This window comes from Bacillus salitolerans, from assembly GCF_042680805.1.
GTDB lineage: Bacteria > Bacillota > Bacilli > Bacillales > SA4 > Bacillus_CJ > Bacillus_CJ salitolerans.
Genome location: NZ_JBHUEM010000003.1, coordinates 271,793 through 290,299 on the forward strand (window position 1 = coordinate 271,793; position 18,507 = coordinate 290,299).

The 18,507-nt window shown below is 34.8% G+C and carries 19 protein-coding genes; 13 read left to right on the plus strand and 6 right to left on the minus strand.

Annotated elements, in window-relative coordinates; translation table 11 throughout:
• Positions 1-68 precede the first annotated feature (68 nt).
• From ACFSCX_RS02905 to ACFSCX_RS02925, 5 genes are all read left to right on the plus strand, one after another.
• Complete coding sequence (locus ACFSCX_RS02905) at positions 69-1,292, plus strand: DUF5667 domain-containing protein (RefSeq protein ID WP_377926603.1); 1,224 nt, start codon at positions 69-71, stop codon at positions 1,290-1,292.
• Positions 1,293-1,478: 186 nt separating this feature from the next.
• Entirely contained in the window at positions 1,479-2,231 is a 753-nt protein-coding gene (sigI, locus tag ACFSCX_RS02910; RefSeq protein ID WP_377926604.1) for an RNA polymerase sigma factor SigI, read from the plus strand.
• Positions 2,228-3,322: an anti-sigma factor domain-containing protein gene (locus tag ACFSCX_RS02915; protein WP_377926605.1), complete on the plus strand. Its 1,095-nt coding sequence runs from the start codon at positions 2,228-2,230 to the stop codon at positions 3,320-3,322. Before sigI ends, ACFSCX_RS02915 begins: the two co-directional genes overlap by 4 nt.
• Before the next feature lie 350 nt (positions 3,323-3,672).
• Positions 3,673-4,227, plus strand: a complete 555-nt coding sequence (locus ACFSCX_RS02920) for a hypothetical protein (protein ID WP_377926606.1) — start codon at positions 3,673-3,675, stop codon at positions 4,225-4,227.
• Between the two features lie 53 nt (positions 4,228-4,280).
• Positions 4,281-4,787 (plus strand): ferritin, encoded by a 507-nt coding sequence (locus ACFSCX_RS02925; RefSeq protein ID WP_377926607.1) that lies wholly within the window; start codon positions 4,281-4,283, stop codon positions 4,785-4,787.
• A gap of 95 nt (positions 4,788-4,882) precedes the next feature.
• Here the strand turns inward: ACFSCX_RS02925 and ACFSCX_RS02930 are convergent, their stop codons facing one another.
• Positions 4,883-5,089, minus strand: coding sequence for a small, acid-soluble spore protein, alpha/beta type (locus tag ACFSCX_RS02930; protein WP_377926608.1), 207 nt, complete (start codon positions 5,087-5,089; stop codon positions 4,883-4,885).
• 200 nt (positions 5,090-5,289) lie between these two features.
• Here ACFSCX_RS02930 and ACFSCX_RS02935 point away from each other — a divergent pair, with 200 nt between their 5' ends.
• On the plus strand, positions 5,290-6,645 hold the full coding sequence (locus ACFSCX_RS02935) for a TrkH family potassium uptake protein (RefSeq protein WP_377926609.1): 1,356 nt from the start codon (positions 5,290-5,292) through the stop codon (positions 6,643-6,645).
• A gap of 464 nt (positions 6,646-7,109) precedes the next feature.
• Positions 7,110-8,303, plus strand: a complete 1,194-nt coding sequence (locus ACFSCX_RS02940; protein ID WP_377926610.1) for an MFS transporter — start codon at positions 7,110-7,112, stop codon at positions 8,301-8,303.
• Between the two features lie 124 nt (positions 8,304-8,427).
• On the opposite strand, the gene ACFSCX_RS02945 is transcribed toward ACFSCX_RS02940, so the two are convergent.
• Positions 8,428-8,784, minus strand: a complete 357-nt coding sequence (locus ACFSCX_RS02945) for a DUF3905 domain-containing protein (RefSeq protein ID WP_377927060.1) — start codon at positions 8,782-8,784, stop codon at positions 8,428-8,430.
• Positions 8,785-8,891: 107 nt separating this feature from the next.
• Here ACFSCX_RS02945 and ACFSCX_RS02950 point away from each other — a divergent pair, with 107 nt between their 5' ends.
• The 3 genes from ACFSCX_RS02950 to ACFSCX_RS02960 all read left to right on the plus strand — a co-directional run bounded on the left by ACFSCX_RS02950 (position 8,892) and on the right by ACFSCX_RS02960 (position 9,451).
• Entirely contained in the window at positions 8,892-9,032 is a 141-nt protein-coding gene (locus ACFSCX_RS02950) for a hypothetical protein (RefSeq protein WP_377926611.1), read from the plus strand.
• Between the two features lie 92 nt (positions 9,033-9,124).
• The gene (locus tag ACFSCX_RS02955) at positions 9,125-9,289 is read left to right on the plus strand and encodes a hypothetical protein (protein ID WP_377926612.1); all 165 of its coding nucleotides are present in this window, start codon (positions 9,125-9,127) and stop codon (positions 9,287-9,289) included.
• A 3-nt stretch (positions 9,290-9,292) separates the two neighbouring features.
• Complete coding sequence (locus ACFSCX_RS02960; RefSeq protein ID WP_377926613.1) at positions 9,293-9,451, plus strand: hypothetical protein; 159 nt, start codon at positions 9,293-9,295, stop codon at positions 9,449-9,451.
• Between the two features lie 29 nt (positions 9,452-9,480).
• Here ACFSCX_RS02960 and ACFSCX_RS02965 read toward each other — a convergent pair whose 3' ends face one another.
• Positions 9,481-11,238, minus strand: coding sequence for a B12-binding domain-containing radical SAM protein (locus ACFSCX_RS02965; protein ID WP_377926614.1), 1,758 nt, complete (start codon positions 11,236-11,238; stop codon positions 9,481-9,483).
• A gap of 311 nt (positions 11,239-11,549) precedes the next feature.
• On the opposite strand from ACFSCX_RS02965, the gene ACFSCX_RS25705 reads away from it, so the two are divergent.
• From ACFSCX_RS25705 to ACFSCX_RS02985, 3 genes are read left to right on the plus strand one after another with little or no spacing between them, the layout of a single operon-like run.
• Complete coding sequence (locus ACFSCX_RS25705; protein ID WP_465252669.1) at positions 11,550-14,111, plus strand: PAS domain S-box protein; 2,562 nt, start codon at positions 11,550-11,552, stop codon at positions 14,109-14,111.
• 20 nt (positions 14,112-14,131) lie between these two features.
• Positions 14,132-14,617 carry a methylated-DNA--[protein]-cysteine S-methyltransferase gene (locus tag ACFSCX_RS02980; protein ID WP_377926615.1) on the plus strand — a complete coding sequence of 162 codons (486 nt, stop codon included), beginning with the start codon at positions 14,132-14,134 and terminating at the stop codon, positions 14,615-14,617.
• Positions 14,618-14,635: 18 nt separating this feature from the next.
• Complete coding sequence (locus ACFSCX_RS02985; RefSeq protein WP_377926616.1) at positions 14,636-15,247, plus strand: DedA family protein; 612 nt, start codon at positions 14,636-14,638, stop codon at positions 15,245-15,247.
• 218 nt (positions 15,248-15,465) lie between these two features.
• Here the strand turns inward: ACFSCX_RS02985 and ACFSCX_RS02990 are convergent, their stop codons facing one another.
• The 3 genes from ACFSCX_RS02990 to mtnK form a co-directional block, all read right to left on the minus strand.
• On the minus strand, positions 15,466-15,918 hold the full coding sequence (locus ACFSCX_RS02990) for a chemotaxis protein CheX (protein ID WP_377926617.1): 453 nt from the start codon (positions 15,916-15,918) through the stop codon (positions 15,466-15,468).
• Positions 15,919-16,190: 272 nt separating this feature from the next.
• A complete protein-coding gene (gene mtnA / locus ACFSCX_RS02995) occupies positions 16,191-17,240 on the minus strand; it encodes an S-methyl-5-thioribose-1-phosphate isomerase (protein ID WP_377926618.1) in 1,050 nt (349 codons plus the stop codon).
• Positions 17,233-18,429 (minus strand): S-methyl-5-thioribose kinase, encoded by a 1,197-nt coding sequence (mtnK, locus tag ACFSCX_RS03000; RefSeq protein ID WP_377926619.1) that lies wholly within the window; start codon positions 18,427-18,429, stop codon positions 17,233-17,235. The genes mtnA and mtnK overlap by 8 nt, the downstream gene beginning before the upstream one ends.
• Between the last annotated feature and the right edge of the window lie 78 nt (positions 18,430-18,507).

The following is an 18,507-nucleotide window of genomic DNA, read 5'->3' on the forward strand; positions in this document are numbered from 1 at the left end:
GATAAATACAACAACATGTATACAAGGCGCCTAGTTATACAACAAAAAATGATGAGGTGGAATATAAGATGAAACAAATATTAATCAAAGGATCACTTGCAGCATTATTTGCATCAACAGCAGTAACAGGATTTTCGTCATTTGTTAATGCCGAAGAAGACACAACAACATTATCTACTGAAATTAATGAAACGGTCGATTTACAAACAAACGTAGATGAAACGACAAATAACACAACCCAATCTACAGAAGGTGAGACAATTGCAGAGACTCCAGCGTTAGTCCCAGGTGATTTTTTCTACTTTGTAAAAATGTTTATTGAAAAGGTGAAATACACGTTAACTTTTGATGATGTGGCAAAGGCAAGCTTGCTAGCAGATTTTACAGCAGAGCGAATTGCAGAAGCTGAGGTTTTAATGTCACAGGGGGATGAGGAGGCTGCTCTTAAATTAATAAAAGATGCTATTATCACAATTCAAACATCTGAGGAGTTTATGACAAACGTAGAGGCCGACCTGTCAGAAAATGAAATTGAAACTGAAACTTCAGAAGAAAGTGAACTAGAAGATGCTACTGCGACAAACAAGTCTGAGGAAGTCACGACCGAAACTGATTCTAACGTAGTAGAATCAGAAGGAACTGTGGAAGTAACTTCAGAAGAAAAAGCAGTTCCAGTGGCAGAGGAAGAAGATGAGAACGCAAACGTAGAAGTTAAGATCGCACAAAATATCATTGCTTTAACATTAGCCATGGAGAAAGTAAAAAATCCAGTTGCAAAAGCTGCCTTAGCAAAAAATATCGAAAAAAGCTTAGCCAAGCTTGAGGCAAAATTAGCTTCTTTAAACAGTGATATTGTCGTAAATCAAACAATGGAAGCTAACGTAGAAATTACAGAACAAGATTCAGAAGAAGCAGAAGAGACTATTACTGAAACAAATGGAACATCTGAAGTTACAACTTCAGAAACAGTAGAAGTTCAAGAAAGCACCGAGTCGAATGTGGATGCTGAAGTAGAAGTTTCTGAAACTGAAAAAGAGCAATACCTAGCAACAAAGGCAGCAATAGATACTGTCAAGAAAGTTCTAAAGGTTGAAGTATCTACTGAAGTGAAAGCTGAAAAACACTCAAAAGGTAATTCAGTAAGTGAAGAAGCAAAAGTTATGGCTAAGCAAAAACGTGAAGAAGCCAAGAAGGCTGTTGAGTCTTTAACTAAAGGTGAGAAACAGGCAGAAAAAGCCCGTGTTAAAGGAAACGGGAACAACAAAGATAGAGAAAATGGAAACAAAAACTAACCTCTAAAAGCTACCAATTATGATATAATTTTTTAGACAAGAGTCACTTCAATATTAAGAAGTGACTTCTTTTGCTTTTTTACTTACATATACTTTGTAGTAGTTTTTTTAAAATTTTTCAAAAAAGGTGTATGCAACCCTCAGAAATAGACAACATTCGCACGTAAAATATAGAGAAGATAAGAGGTGACCCCTTTGCTAAATTTACTCTTTAAGATTGGGAAAACAAAAACGCTTGAGGATAAGGTTCTTGCTATTCAAAAAGGAGATAAACAGCTCCAGGATGAGCTAATTGATCAATATAAACCTTTTATTGCAAAATCAGTTTCACAGGTTTGTAAGCGATATATTAGTGAGCAAGATGATGAATTTAGCATTGGATTAATAGCCTTCCATGAATCCATTGAAAAGTATTCTACGGAAAAAGGTAGCTCCCTTCTTTCTTTTGCAGACTTAATTATTAAAAGGCGAGTCATTGATTATATTCGAAAAGAAAGTCGCCATCAGACTGTTCATTTTGATCACGAGTCCTCTCATTCAACCGAGGATAGTAATCAAAGTAAATATGAAGTAGATGTGTCGATAGATGAATTTCAAAGGCAGCTTGAACAAGAACACCGAAAGGATGAAATTAATCATTACCAGTCAATCCTCAAACAGTTTGATCTCACCTTTCAAGATTTAGTCGATCATTCACCGAAGCATGCAGATGCAAGGGAAAATGCAATGAGAATAGCTCATGAAGTGATTCAAGATACTGATTTTAAACAAACTTTATTTACGAAAAAACGACTTCCGATTAAGGAGCTTGAAAAAAGAGTGGAAGTGAGTCGTAAAACGATTGAACGCAATAGAAAGTATATAATTGCGATTTGTATTATTATGGCTAGTGATTATGTCTACTTAAAGGATTATGTGAAAGGGGTGATGGGCAATTGAAAAAAGGTGTCATATTAGAGGTTCATAAACACTCTATCACCTTATTAACGCCAGATGGACAATTTTTAAAGGGCAGAAAAGACAGAGAACACTACGAAATAGGAGAGGAAGTAAACTTTATTCCTTTTACAGAGAAAAAGAAGGGAAGGTTGTTCCATTTCGAAAAATTTAGAGTGGCTATTGCTGCATCTGTTGCTGCTGCATTACTATTTTTCACCGTTTTAAGCTTTTATGACACCAAGCAAGTATATGCTTACATGTCAATTGATATCAATCCGAGCATAGAAGCAGGCGTAGATAAAAAGTTTCGTGTCATTAGCCTAGAAGCCCTAAACAATGAAGGAAAGGTCATTATAGACAGTATGGATGAATCATGGCATAGCCAAACCATTGAGTCTGTTACATTAAATATTTTAAAAGAGAGTAAAGAGGCTGGATATTATGAGGACAATGCAGAGGTATTAATTGCTACGGTAATCGTAAATGATAAAGGGGAGCAATTAGAGAGCAAGCTTAATCATAATGTCGAAACAATGATTGAAACAATTAAAGCAGAAGAGGTTTCAGTTATTGCTTTTGAAAGTTCAATGGAGGAGAGAGAATCAGCGGTTAAACATGGACTTTCAACAGGGAAGTACCATCAGCAATTGGTGACTGCAAAAGAAAATGCTTCCATTCTAAAACAAGAAAAGAAAAATGTGCAAGAGAATATAAATAAAGAACAAACGAAAGAAAAAGCAATCTCAAAAGAGCTAGAGAAATTGAAAAAGGAAGAAGAAAAAGCAAACAAAATAAAAGATCGTGTAAAAAAGGACCTTAATGCCAATACAAAAAAACAAAATGAGGAAAGAAAGAAACAAACTCCAAATAATCATTCAAAGGGTAACCAAGAAAAAGCAAATCAACCTAATCAGTCTAACGAGGATAAAGGGCGACCTGGACTTGTAGATGACCTTTTAGAAAGAATTAAAGGGAAGAAACTAGAAAGAGATAAAGACAAAGAGAAAAATAAAGAGAAAGATAAAAAAGATGACAAAAAGGGTAAAGGGAAAAATAAATCAGAGGAAGAGAAAGAGGAAGGCGACCAATAGGGGGGAGGGGGAAGGAGCAAATAATGCTCCTTCTTTTTTATATTAAGTAAGTATTAGTTTCGGTGTTTTGTTTATACAATGATACGGCTAAATCCAGAACTAGCACCCAGCCAAGATGAAATGGCGACGATCTTTGCTAGTTCAACCTACTCGTGGGAAAAAGAAAAATCACTTTTTCCTTGGTCATCAAATAACCCTACATGAGAAATAGGGAAAAGCACCCGTTTTCTCATATAGGAACATTTGCTCTGCCATAGGCTAAACGGGGCAGCCCTGAGTCTTTTGATTCTGCTAGTTCTATTTTCTTGGGGACTGCATATTTTGTAGGAGGACAGGCAGGAGGAGATTAAATGGCCATTTATTTATTATTGCTATTTGTGTTGTGCCAAATCGTGTTTGCTGTATGTTATGTAATGAATAATCAAAAACATCTTCAAGGTATGAATGGAATGATTGTAACGATGGGGATGTCAATGATGGCAGGAGCAAGTGTTGGGACAATAATTGGAGTTTTATTTGTCCATGATATATTTTCATCGACCATTATTAGTGTATTAATCGGTTTGTTTATAGGATTTATCATTGGATGGCCAATCAATTTATTCGTTAGTATTGAAGGGATGCTTTCAGGTCTCATGGGTGGGATGATGGGAGCAATGGTAGGAAATATGGTAGGGCGACCAGGTGAAATGATCAAAATTATCTTACTATTATCGATTATGATTTACTCATTTATCGTTTCCCTTATTCAGCAAGAAACAAAGAATTACCAATCAAAGTTTTCAATTATTCTCATGATTATGTTTGTACTCATATTTTTATTTTTAAGTGTCAATGAGTTAAATCTACAAGTGGATCTACTGCACAAGGAGTATCATCACTTCTTTAGAGGCAACGTTCATTAAATTTTTTTCATTCCTATGTTATACTTGTAAAAAAGCACAAAGGAATGATATTTATGTTAAGCAATCAACTACATAAAACTCTAAATGATCAAATGAATTATGAATTCTTCTCAGCCCATGCGTACTTAGCAATGGCTGCTTATTGTTCAGATGAAGGATTGGACGGATTTGCCAATTTTTTTCTCGTACAAGCTGAAGAAGAACGTTTTCATGCGATGAAATTTTATAATTTTATAAATTCCCTTGGGAAAAGAGCAACCATAAATGGCTTTGAATCTCCAAATAATGAATTCTCTTCATTACTGGATGTTTTTGAAAAAGCACTAGTACAAGAAAAAGAGGTAACAAAACGTATTTATCATCTATCTGATATAGCAATGGATGAACGTGAGCATGCTACTATATCTTTTCTAAAATGGTTTATTGAGGAACAAGTAGAAGAGGAAGATATGTTTGACAGTATTATTCAAAAGCTTAAAAGAATCCAAAATGATAGTAACGCTATATTTATGCTGGATACTGAATTTGCAGGCCGTACCTTTACACCAGAGAATGAATAGTATAATACAAAAGACAAGCATAGGGCTTGTCTTTTTAATTTTCCTTCGTAAAAACCGGGCTTTATCAAAGCCCGGTATATCCATGTACTATTCAATTATTCTTGAGGATTAACTTGACCATTTAGTTGTTGCTGAGCAGTTTTGACAAGACGTTTTGTAATTTCTCCTCCTACTGATCCGTTTGCACGAGAAACTGTATCTGAACCAAGATTTACTCCAAACTCTGTTGCAATTTCATATTTAATTTGATCAAGTGCTTGTTCAATTCCAGGTACTAATAATTTGTTACTACTTCTTGACATCATAATCATCTCCCAATATCTATTACAGCTATATATCTTTAAAGCTGCATTCATAGTATTTGAGTAGTATGTAATGCTATACGAGGGAAAGTTTTCATATTTCGGAGAATAACCGAGAGAGTTTTCCTTAAAAAGGGTTGTTTCTTTCGGCCTTATAGTTCAAAATGTTAGGAGAGTTATATTAGAAAGGTATGAAAACAATGGTCGATCAATTTAAAAACCGGCTGTATCATTTAAGTCCCGCTCAACTTATTGTGAGTTTTTATTTTTTAGCAGTTTCCTTTTCAGTTATTATGCTAAGCTTGCCCATTGCACATAAAGAAGGAGTGGATTGGAGCTTTTTAGATGCGCTTTTTACTGCAGTAAGTGCGGTAAGTGTTACTGGTCTAACTGTTGTATCAACTGCTGAAATGTTTAGTGTTCCTGGAATTTTTATTTTAGCATTTGTACTTCAGTTTGGTGGTATAGGGGTAATGACTCTAGGTACATTTATTTGGCTACTGATGGGGAAGAAGATTGGGCTTAAAGAACGTCAGCTGATTATGACAGATCAAAATCAGTCAAGTCTTTCTGGACTAGTAAATTTAATGAAACATATATTATCAATTATTATTATTGTGGAACTTATGGGTGCACTCATTTTAGGTACCTATTTCTTAAAATATTTTCCTAGTTGGCAGGAAGCCTATTTACAAGGTTTTTTTGCAGCGGTTTCTGCAACTACAAATGCAGGCTTTGATATTACAGGAAGTTCTCTTATACCCTTTGCTAATGACTACTTTGTTCAATTTGTGGTCATCATTCTAATCGTATTAGGGTCTATTGGCTTTCCAGTTTTAATTGAAGTAAAAGACTTTTTAACCCAAAAATCAAATGACTATAGATTTCGATTTTCACTTTTTACCAAGTTAACGACGACTACTTTTTTGATCTTAATAATCGTAGGTACCGTATTGATTATATTATTTGAGTGGAATCATTTTTTTGAAGGGAAAACATGGCATGAAGCCTTCTTTTTCGCCTTGTTCCAATCCGTTTCTACAAAAAGTGCTGGCTTAGCAACAATGGATGTATCACTATTTTCAGAACCAACCCTCCTAGTGATTTCAGCTTTAATGTTTATTGGTGCATCGCCAAGTTCAGTTGGTGGGGGGATTAGAACAACTACATTCGCCCTTAATTTATTGTTTTTATATCATTTTGCTAAAGGTAATCGTCATATAAAGATTTTTAAAAGAGAATTACATGATGATGATATATTAAAATCAGTTGTGGTTACGATTATGGCAACTCTTTTATGTTTTAGCGCAATTACTATATTATCTATGACTGAAGAATTTCCGTTGATAAGTATAATATTTGAAGTCTGTTCGGCATTTGGTACTACAGGATTATCACTTGGTATTACGCCAGAGTTAAGTAATATCGGGAAAATTGTATTAATAATACTAATGTTCGTTGGTAGGGTTGGAATACTATCTTTCCTGTTTGTTCTTGGAGGACGAGAAAATAAAACGCGATACCACTATCCAAAAGAAAGAGTTATTATTGGATAAAGTGAAAGCCCTTTTTAGGGCTTTCAGGCTGTCAAGAAAGTTCTCGACAGCCTTTTTTAATTATTTTGAAAAATAAAAGCTTTCAGCAAGATAATGGGCTAGTGACTTGGAATCCAGCTCCAGCACCCAGCCAAGATGAAATGGCGACAATCTTTGTCATTCCATCCTACTCGAGGTCAAATAACTTGTCATGAATAAAAGGGAAAACCCCCCTTTTTTGCATGCCAGAACATTTGCTTGTCGTGGCAAAACGGGGACACTTGCGCCTTTTGTTCTTTTTAAGAAAGTATAAAAGCTTCAGTTTTTACCGCCAGTTGGAGTGGATAACCCTAAATGAGTAAAAAGGGCGCCCTTATTCTTATGCTCTTTTTGGTAACTTTCCAATTACTTACATTAATATTTCAGGGGAGTGTTGTAGATATTAATATTTGTTAAATAAATTTAAAGGTAAGGCAGGTAGTCTTATGAAACATGAAAAGCGATGGGCAATTGTTTCGCTAGCTTCCATACCATTAGTAATGACATTAGGAAATTCAATGTTAATACCAGTTCTTCCGACAATTGAAAAAAAGCTTAATATCAGTTCATTTCAAGTGAGTATGATTATTACACTATACTCAATTGTTGCCATTATTTTAATACCTATAGCAGGTTATTTATCAGACCGGATTGGACGAAAAAAGGTGATTATACCTAGCTTACTTATAGCTGGGATGGGTGGAATTGTCTCAGGATGGGCTGCTTGGAAAATGGATAATCCATATATCTTGATTTTGATAGGAAGGGTTTTACAAGGGGTAGGAGCCGCAGGAGCAGCTCCTGTTGTTATGCCCTTAGTTGGAGATATGTTCAAGAGTGAAAAAGAAGTAAGTAAGGAACTTGGGGTTATCGAAACGTCTAATACTTTTGGAAAAGTTTTAAGTCCGATATTAGGTTCCTTACTTGCAGGACTTGTATGGTTTTTACCATTTTTTGCAATTCCTATATTTTGTGCAATCTCGATATTACTTATGTTGTTTCTTGTTAAATCACCAAAAATGAAAAAGCCTGTGCCCTTCAAAAAATTTTTTAAAACCATAAAAAAAATATTTAAAAAGAATGCAAAGTGGCTGATCGCCATCTTTATTATTGGTTGTATTCTTATGTTTGTTCTGTTTGGAGTACTTTTTTATTTATCTACGATGCTAGAGGATGAACATAAAATTGAAGGTGTTAAAAAGGGACTAATCCTTGCCATTCCACTTGCCTCTTTATGTATTGCTTCATTTGTCACAGGGAAAAAAATAGAGGAAAACAAAGTGTTAATGAAATGGTTAACGTTTATTGGAATTCTTTTATCAGCTGGGTCTGTGTTTGCAATCAGTTTTACTGAAAACATCTATTTTCTAATTTCGATTTTCTTCATTTGTGGAATGGGTATCGGAGTTGCACTACCTTGTCTAGACGCTCTCATAACTGAAGGTATCGAGAAAGAGGAAAGAGGTACTATAACGTCTATATATAGCTCCATGAGATTTATTGGAGTGGCATCAGGGCCACCATTATTTGTCTTATTAATGAAGGCTTCCCATCAGGTCATGTATTACACCGTAACTGGTATTTGTATTCTGGCAGCCATCATTGCTTTAGTTGGGATAAAACCAAAAGAAATAAAATAAAGTTTGTATGTAAAAGAGCACCAGTCCTTTATTAGACTGGTGCTCTCTTTTTACTCTAATTAGACGTCTCACTATAAGTTTCAAACTTCGTATCAAACCGAAGACGATGAACGACTTCTTCTTTCTAATCTTGATTATAACTCACATCTTTATCCGGATGTGTAAAAGGTACTCCTTGAGGTTCAATATTTTGTTCGACCAGCTCTCTGTTTTCTTCAGTATTCCAACCTATATCATTTGTTGGATGAACCCATTCATCACCAGACATAATCGATGGATCAACATCTTCGCTCCAATTATTTAATGGAGAATTTTCGGAATCATAAAAGCTATCGCCTATTACAACACCGTGTTCATTCACAAATGGTGGTTCCATTTTTTTACCACTACCTTTAAAGATGGGAGCACTCGCTTGGTGCGGCATTGTTTCATTGATAAATGGAGTTTCAATATCTTGTTTATTTTTCTTATCCAAGTTCATCACCTCTTTTTGTAAAGTGGTTACTCGTTTAGTGTTTCCAACTATGAAAATCATATGAATGGCTTTCGTTTCATTTTGGAATCCTATTTAGAAAGGAGATGAGTACTATGTTAATGGATCGTTCTTTTCCGGTTGCTCACCTAAGTAAGGAAAAATTGACTAAAATTCAAAAGTTTGAGCAAAAATTAAGAGAAGAAACAGGCGAAGATATCGTATTGATTGCTTATGAGCACAAAACAACCAAATAAAATAAGGTCAAAACTTCCTATTATGTCGATGGTCAAGAGGTACACAATATAGAATGAGGATTCTCTCAATTTAAGTTAAAGGGGTGCATACAATGGCAAAACGTAAAGTGAAATTTGATGCTGCAAGGAAAAGTAATTTTACTCCAACTGAAAGCTTACCGGATACTGAATTTGCTCAAGAAGCTGTAGAAGAAGAGGCAATGAAGGGTGCGAATCGGAATTCTAAAAAAGGCTATCAAGGCGGAAGGAAGGAATAAGAGATGGCGAAACGAGTTCAGCGGAAGAAACATGCAGGGGATAACAACCATACGATGTCAAAAGATCTTTTGCAGGAGGAATTTGGTACGGAGCTTGGAAACTATAATGCAAATAAACCAGTTGAATTAGTTGCAGAGGCAAAAGCAAAAAAGAAAAAGTAAAAAACGTGTAGGAATTTTTTCCTACACGTTTACACGATTACGTAATGAAGTGGTACTGAAAATAACATTGTATTTTGCTTAGTTGAATCAAAATAAGCTAATAATAAACACGGTTCATTTTTTATTTCTCCAAGCTGCATGAAGTGCTGTAAGTTAAACGTAATCTTTTCAAGAACCGTATGTTTGAAAACATCCTTTTCTTGAAGCTGAAGGCGTTCATATTCATCCCCAAGGATAGAAGGTTGGTCCAGAATCTGATGATAGTAGAGGGAGCGTTCTCTCTTTTCCATCGTATCATCCCACCATGGCTTCCTAGGTTTAAATTTTTGATTTTGTAAATAATCAATCTTCATTAGGCTGTGAACAACATTCAAATCTTGGTTTAAAGTGGAAGACAAAAAGCTCCAGAGTCGTTTGAATAAATCCTCGAGCTGGTGACCAATTCGTACCCAACCTTGCTCATCCCAATGTTTTCCAAATTCTTGAAAGAAATCAAATGGTGTAGGGAACACATTTGTAACTAAGTATTCTACTGTCAAATCCATCCGGTGATCGTTCCAATATTTCTCCAGTACATCTTCAACTTGTTTAATTTTGGTGATATCCTCAAACGATAATAAATTATTTTTTAAGATTTCATAAGGGGCATGGTCTATATATACATAATCATGCTCAGTCGCACGGATTCGTAATCCTGTTCCTCTTAGCATCTTTAAAAATCCTAATTGTAGTTCCTCTGGTCTCATCGCAAATACATCGTTAAACGTCTTTTTAAAGGATTGATAATCTTCTTCTGGTAAGCCCGCAATTAAGTCTAAATGCTGATCAATTTTCCCGCCATTTTTAACCATTGTGACGGTACGGGTTAGCTTTTGGAAATTTTGTTTTCTCATAACTAATTCATTCGTTGCATCATTTGTTGATTGAACACCAATTTCAAAACGAAACAGTCCTTTTGGTGCATGTTCATTTAAAAACTCTATGACTTCTGGACGCATAATGTCCGCTGTTATTTCAAATTGGAATACGGTCCCTGGAAGATGCTCATCAATCAAAAATTGAAACATTTCCATCGCATAGCTTCTACTAATATTGAAGGTACGATCGACGAATTTAATCGTTTTGGCCCCATTCTCCATTAGATAACGAATATCATCTTTTATTTTTTCTTTATGAAAATAACGAACCCCTACTTCTATTGAAGAAAGACAAAATTGACAGCTAAATGGACATCCCCTGCTCGTTTCAATATACGTAACACGCTTTGATAAATGAGGAATATCCTCCTCGAATCGAAAAGGAGAAGGAGCTTCTTGCAAGTTTAACTTGTTTCGCTGAGGATTAATAACATCTTTATCATCTAATCGATAAGCAAGCCCATGAATACCTGCAAAATCTTTTTCCCCCTTCAACTGATCTAGTAACTGCTTAAATGTTTCCTCTCCTTCACCGATAACAATAAAATCAACATCTACTAAACGGTGTAACCAAAAGGAAACATCATAGGAAACTTCCGGTCCACCAATCATAATCGTGAGCTCTGGTTTTATTTTTTTTAGAATACTAATGACTTTAATTGTCTCTTCAATATTCCAAATATAACAACTAAAACCAATGACATCAGGGGTGTAACGGAATAAATCTGTAACGATATTCATTACAGGATCCTTAATCGTATACTCAACCATTTGAACTTGATGCTCAGGCTGTACATAGGAGCGAAGACATCTAATGGCTAGGTTTGTATGAATATATTTCGCATTTAAGGTAGTTAATACAACATTCATAATGGAACAAACTCTCCTTCTTCCACTTCGATATGATAATAACACTATTTCCATAAGTGAGTGGAGGTAATCAAACGATAAATAGTCAAGTAATAAATATACACTAAAGGCTATTCTACCATATTTCAAGAAAGATAGAGGAGGAGTGTTTTGGTAAAGAATGTTTCAAAATATTGAACAGCTCTGTCTAGTTCATTGTTTCCTCTTTTATAGGATCAAATAACTAATAGATTAGAAGTAAAATAATGAAGGATATAGTAGGGTTTTGTAGAATTTTAGAAAGTAATAAAGACCTTTTAGGAGGTGCTATCTTGTCCATTCCATTAAATGAACCGACGATTGATTTAAAGGGTGAGCTACAAGAAAATAATAGATTACAGTCAAAGCTAAAACAATATAAAATTATGTTCGAACAGTCGTTAGATGCTGTCATTGTGTTTGATTCCCATACAAGATTTGTAAAAGTTAACCAAGCTGCCTGTGATTTATTTGAGTTGTCAAAGGAACAATTGGTTGGAAAGAATATACGTGAATTTTTGCTGTTAGAATCATCCGAGAAAATAATTAATCAAGATCGAGTCCTAACGAATGACGGAGTACTAAAAGGTGAAGTAACGATTAGGTTAAAAAACGGAAAAATAAAAGTGATTGAGTTTTCTGCGAGACGAAATGCAATTGAAGGTTTAGAGATTTCCGTTATGCGTGATATTTCACCCAAAAAAATATTAGAGCGTCAACGAAATATTAGTAGGCAAATGTTTATGGATGTTTATAATCGTGCGGTCGATGGTATTGTTATTTTTGATCGAAATGGAAGGATTATTGATTGTAACGATTCCTTTGTAACAGCGTTTGAATCTAAAAAAGAAGATCTAATAGCCTCTTCAATAGGGGAGTTTGTAGAAGAAGAATATAAGTTTAAACTAGAAAAGCTTTGGAAAATTTTGAGTGAAAAAGGAAAGGCAAAAGGAGATCTGCCTGTTACACTTAAGAACCGTAAGAAAAAAATATTTGAATTTACAACAACTTCTAATATACATGATAATTATTTCATGTCTATAATGAGGGATCTCACAGAAAGACGATTAATGGAAAAACGATTACAAGAAAGTGAGCAACGATTTCGTGATATTTTTGATTTAGCTGTTGATGCAATCATAATATGGGACATAAATGGTAGAGTAATCAATGCAAATCAAGCCGCGAGTAGAACATTTGAGCTACCGGTTGAAACTTTGAGTAAACATATATTGTTTGATTTTGTGGTTGGTCAAGAAAAAGAGCTCGAAATAATCTCCAAAGAATTCCAAGAAAAAGGTAATGTTAGAGCTGAATTAGATTTTACAATGGGAAATGGACAAATAAAAAGGTTAGAGTTTACAAGTAGCTACAAGGTGTTTGATGAGTTTCATATGACGATTTTTAGAAACGTAAGTGAACGAAGAATGATGGAAAATTATTTAAGAGAAAATGAACAAAAATTTAGAAGGATTTTTGAAGATGCGTTTGATGGAATTATTTTATGGAATAAAGACTTAAAGGTAATCGATGCGAACCCAGTAGCTTGCAAAATATTGAAGCTAGAGAGAAAGGAATTACTCACAAGAAATTTTAACGAGATTGTCTCAAGTATGAATTTATGTGATCAAATATCCTACTATTCATCTGATGAAGAGGATGCTTTTGCAGAAGTGATGATTAAGCTTTGTAATGGTGAAGATCGTATTATAGAATTTGCGGTGAAATATAACCTTGTTCCAGGACTCAACCTAGCGATTTTTAGAGATGTTACAGAAAAAAAGAGCATTGAAACCACTCTAAGGGAAAGCGAAAATAAATTTAGACAGCTTTTTGATAATGCTCGAAATGGTCTATGTATAGTGGACAATCACGGATGTATTGTCAATATGAATTCAGAAGCTCATCGAATGTTTAGTTGTAACCAATACAAATCAAAAAACATGAAAATACAAAACTTTATTTCAAAGAGTGGAGAAAAGGAACGTGACTCTTGGCAATCAATGCTTGCAAATGAAGACAAAACAGGACAGTTTGAAGTTTTAGGGAATGACCTGAAAATGAGAATGATCGATTATTCGATAAGTAAAAATATATATTCAGGACATCACCTTATTATCCTTCTCGACGTTACTGAGAAACGTGAAATGGAAGAAAGACTTCGTAAATCAGATACTTTAAATGTAGTAGGTGAACTTGCTGCTGGTATTGCACACGAGATTAGAAATCCCATGACAGCACTGAAGGGCTTTATTCAGTTATTACAAGGATCTATACAGGATGAACATACATTGTATTTTGAAGTGATTACCTCGGAATTAAAGAGAATTGAATCTATTATTACTGAATTCTTGATATTAGCTAAGCCGCAAGCGGTAAGATATGAAAGATCAGACATTTACAAAATTGTTCAGGAAACAATTGATTTATTAAGACCACAGGCTACATTGGATAATATTCAGTTTAAATTGCAAGCGAATGCAAGTAGACATGAATTATATTGTGAAAAAAACCAACTGAAACAAGTCTTTATCAATATTTTAAAAAACGGAATTGAAGTTATGCCTAATGGTGGAGTGATTTTCGTAACAATTGATCAGCCTTCTCAGGAGGAAATGAGAGTTTCCATCTTAGATCAGGGTCCTGGTATGACTGAAGAGAAATTGAAGCGTCTGGGTGAACCTTTTTATACTACAAAAGAGCGAGGTACTGGACTTGGATTAATGGTATCTTATAAAATAATCGGTGAACATCGAGGGAGAATAGAAGTGGAAAGTGTGGTTAATGTCGGAACAACGTTTCATATTTATTTACCATTTGATGGAGCAAAGTTCTGCCGTAGTTCAAATATATAGTAGAATAGGGGTATCATATGATGTATTGGGATTATTATGAATCTATTATAGGCAAAATTTATATCGTTTCAGATGCTACCCATATTAGGAGAATTATCATAGGGGAAGATAGTTTAGAGGGCTTCCAACTAAAAGAGAAATCACTTTGTTTCAAATCTACACCTCTATTAAAAGAAGCTGTTCAACAATTACAAGAATACTTCTGTAAAAAGAGGAAGGATTTTGAACTTCCTTTAAAATATGAGGGAACAGACTTCCAACAAAGCGTATGGGAAGTGTTGAAATTAATTCCATATGGTAAGACCATTTCGTATTCGGAAGTTGCTAATCAATTGAATAATCCAAAATCGGTTCGAGCAGTTGGACAAGCCAATCGGAAAAACCAACTTCCTATCGTCATTCCATGTCACCGTGTTATCGGAAAAAACAATCAGATGACAGGTTATGCCGGAAATAAAATTGGTCTAAAACAAACATTACTTCAGATAGAGGGGGCCCTGATCTAAAAGGGTTAAATGTGAAAAATGATGGAACTTGAAACCGCCTTTCATTTTGTAAATGAATTTGGTTACCTTGCTTTGTTTTTTATACTATGGATAGGATTCTTTGGTATACCTGTACCAAATGAAGCGATTGTTATGACGACGGGCTTTTTTGTAGCGAGTGGTATACTTGAGCCTATTCCAGCATTAGTGATTACGTATATAGGGGTTTTAATGAGTTTAAATACCCTTTATGTTTTTGGACGATTTTTCTTTTTTCCTATCCAGAATAAGCTTCTTCATAAGCCAAAATTTAAACAATATATTCAAAAAGCAACTCAATTAATAGAGAGGTTTGGTCCATTTGCTTTAGTGGTAAGTTATTGTTTTCCAGGAGTCCGTCATTTCGTTCCATTTTTGACAGGGAGTATGAAAATGAAGTTCGGAACATTTCTTCTATATTCATATAGTACGGCTGCTGTTTGGACGGTCATATTTTTTAGTTGTGGGTATTTCTTTGGACAACATATTGATGTAATCCTTACCCATTTCTACTCAATCGGTCTTCCGATCCTCGGTACTTTGTTTATCATCATCTTTTTGATTATACGAACTAGAAGAAAAATTATAACAGCTAAACAGAATGAATCATAGAACACATTTTCTTCTTTCATCTTTTGCTCATTCATTGCATATAATTTACTAAGGTTAAAAATATTGCACACGGGCAAAAGTGAGGAGGTAATCAAGTGAGAAATAAGTTAGTATTTTTTTCAGCGGTATTAGCAAAACTTAATGTGATCAGTCAGGATGAACGTAAACAAATATTGGAAATGAAAAAAATGGAGAGAACCTAGTTCTCTCCATTACGTTTACTCAACCATTAAAATTACACCTAGGCCCTCGGAAGAACCTATTGAGATGGGTACTCTGATTGCTTGATTGTAACTTGTTAATTTTATTTCTCCAACAATTAAGGTAGGGGGAGTGATATCCATGACTAATTCATTTTGTGATGCATTCGTCGCTAGATTCCCTGCGATCATATTGCCTAATTCACCAGTGAATGATTCAAGCATTTCCCCATCTAACTGCATCCCATACATCATTTCGCCAATCGAACTGAATGTTTGTGGCTTACCTTCAATAATTATTCTTCCTTTAATATCTCCAGTCATTCCGATCAAAACTGCCATAGATGAATGCAATGCTTTTTCTTTGAAAAGGGATGGAGATTCAATAGATAAGGAAATAGGAAGAATACTTTTAACTGATTGAATCGCTCCATTTAATACTTTTGTCATGTTAATTTGTACAGTAGTCATTTTTTATTCACCTCGTACATTTCTTAGGGAGAATAGAGCCACGTACTCTAGTTAAGAGGTGACTTTATAGGTGGTAAGTATGATTTTTATATCATATCACATTTTTTTAAATAGTAGGCTAGTTTTTTAGAAAAAAGCGAATAGTGTCGAAAAAATCCAACAACTTATGATTAGTAAATCCTATCATTTGAACATGTTTATTGCTCTATAACACCAAAAAAAACAATGTAACCTAAGTATACAAACACTTGGTTTACATTGTTTTTTCATGCTTACTTGTTAAATAGTAAGGAAATGTGTCGGCTGTAATCACTATCGATTATTCCTTTTTCCGTAATAATAGCTGTTACAAGCTCATTAGGGGTGACGTCAAAGGCAGGGTTGAAAACCTTTACACCTGTTGGTGCAATTTGCTGTCCATTTAAGTGTGTAATTTCTTTTGAATCACGTTCCTCTATTGGAATCTCTTGTCCGGATGATAATGTAGGATCAAAGGTAGATAATGGTGCCGCAACGTAAAAAGGAATTTGAAATGCGTTTGCTAATATAGCTAAATTATAGGTTCCAATTTTATTTGCAACATCCCCATTTGCCGTTATTCTATCAGCCCCAACAATGATGGCATTTATACCTTTTGTTGCAATTGTATGTGCAGCCATACTATCGGTAATCAGTGTAACGTCGATGTCTGCCTGCATGAGCTCCCATGTTGTTAATCTTGCTCCTTGTAATACAGGTCTTGTTTCAGATGCATAAATTTCTAATTTAATTCCACGTTCCTTTGCTAAATAAAAGGGTGAAAGGGCAGTCCCATATTTTGCCGTTGCAATAGATCCTGCATTACAAATGGTCAGGATTTTATCCCCATTTTTGAATAAGGATAAGGCATGCTCTCCAATCTGCTTACATACATCTTCATCCTCTAATTGAATTTGTATCGCTTCGTGAATAAGGGTCGTAACAGCACCATTAATAGATTTAGCGTTGGAGATACTATTGGTAAGGCGATTCAACGCCCAGAATAAATTAATCGCCGTCGGTCTAGAACCTGCTAAGTAGTCACGATCCTTTGTAAGTTTTTCAATGAATTCTTGTAATGTCTCACAGTCGTAATTTTGAGCAGCAAGAGCTAAACCAAATCCTGCAGTTATGCCGATGGCAGGAGCTCCCCTTACTTTTAAAGATACAATAGCATTCCACACATCCTGAATGGTTCTTAATTCGAGATACGTAGTTTCATGTGGCAATAATTGTTGGTCTAAGAGGAGAATATGATCATCTTTCCACTGAACTGATTGTGGTATCGATAATGTATTAGTCATGTTGTAGTACACTCCTTATGAATACAATGAGTTCTTCTACTGAATAAATTGAATCTCTGTTTAGAATGAGTTCAGTACCAAGTGATAGGGCATTTGTCTTGGCTATTAGTCTATCATTGAGCTTTTCTATCCCGTCCAAATCAGCAACATGGGCTAATCCTATTGTTCTCCTTATCATTTCACAACCGGCAAAACCTATTGTATCTTCGAAAATTTGTGAGAGAGTGAAATCTAAATATCCTTCAATTTTAGTATAAATTTCTATACTATCTTGAACCCAGCTAGTAGTAAAGGTTTCTTTAAATGTATTCCATGTTTCAATTATTTGATCATAAAGTTTTAGCCTTTCGTGTTCAGGCTTAGAAAGAGCATTCAGAAGTAAGTTTGCAATAAACTGGCCAACATCAAATCCAATTGGTCCATAAAAGGCAAACTCAGGGTCAATTACTTTAGTCTGAGACTCACTTGCAAATATGCTTCCAGTGTGGAGGTCTCCATGTAATAATGCTTCCCCAGTCGTTACAAACTTTTTCTTTAGTTTTGCAACTTCTTGTTTTAATTTTATATTTTCCCATATTTGATGAACACTTGGCGTTAATTCATCTTCAAAATTGTTTGTCTCATGATTAAAAAATGGATCTGTAAATACTAGGTCTTCCGTAATTTTACATAACTCCGGATTACTGAATTGTTTTACTAACTTTTTCTTTTCTTGAGGATCAAGAGCAAAATCTGAAGTGTAGAATAGCGTTTTCGCTAAATAAACACCTATATGTTTGGCCAAAACAGGATAGTGAGCATTGTTAATTAAACCTTTGCGTGCAATTACAAGGTGTGATAGATCCTCCATGATCATAATCGCAAGTGTCTCGTCTGAATAGTAGACTTTTGGTACAAATTCAGGTACATATTGTCCAAATACATGAAGTGCATCACGTTCGATTTTGTTTCTATTTATAGTGAGTGGCCAGCTTTCACCAACTACTTTTGCATAAGGTAGAGCTTGTTTAATAATAATCCCTTGATTATTTACTTCATCTCGAATATGAAAGATAAGATTTAGATTTCCGTCCCCAATTTCTTTACATGTTAACGTGACATCATTTCTAAATAATCCTAAACGAATAGCGAGTGTAGTTGCTGTTTCTTCTGTTAACGGTTCATACGTATATTCTTTTGTTAATTCCATCATGATTACCTCCAATTAATAGATGACGTAGGAGGCTCTTCAATTAGAAAAGCCTCTTTCAGTTAGAAAGAGGCTTGA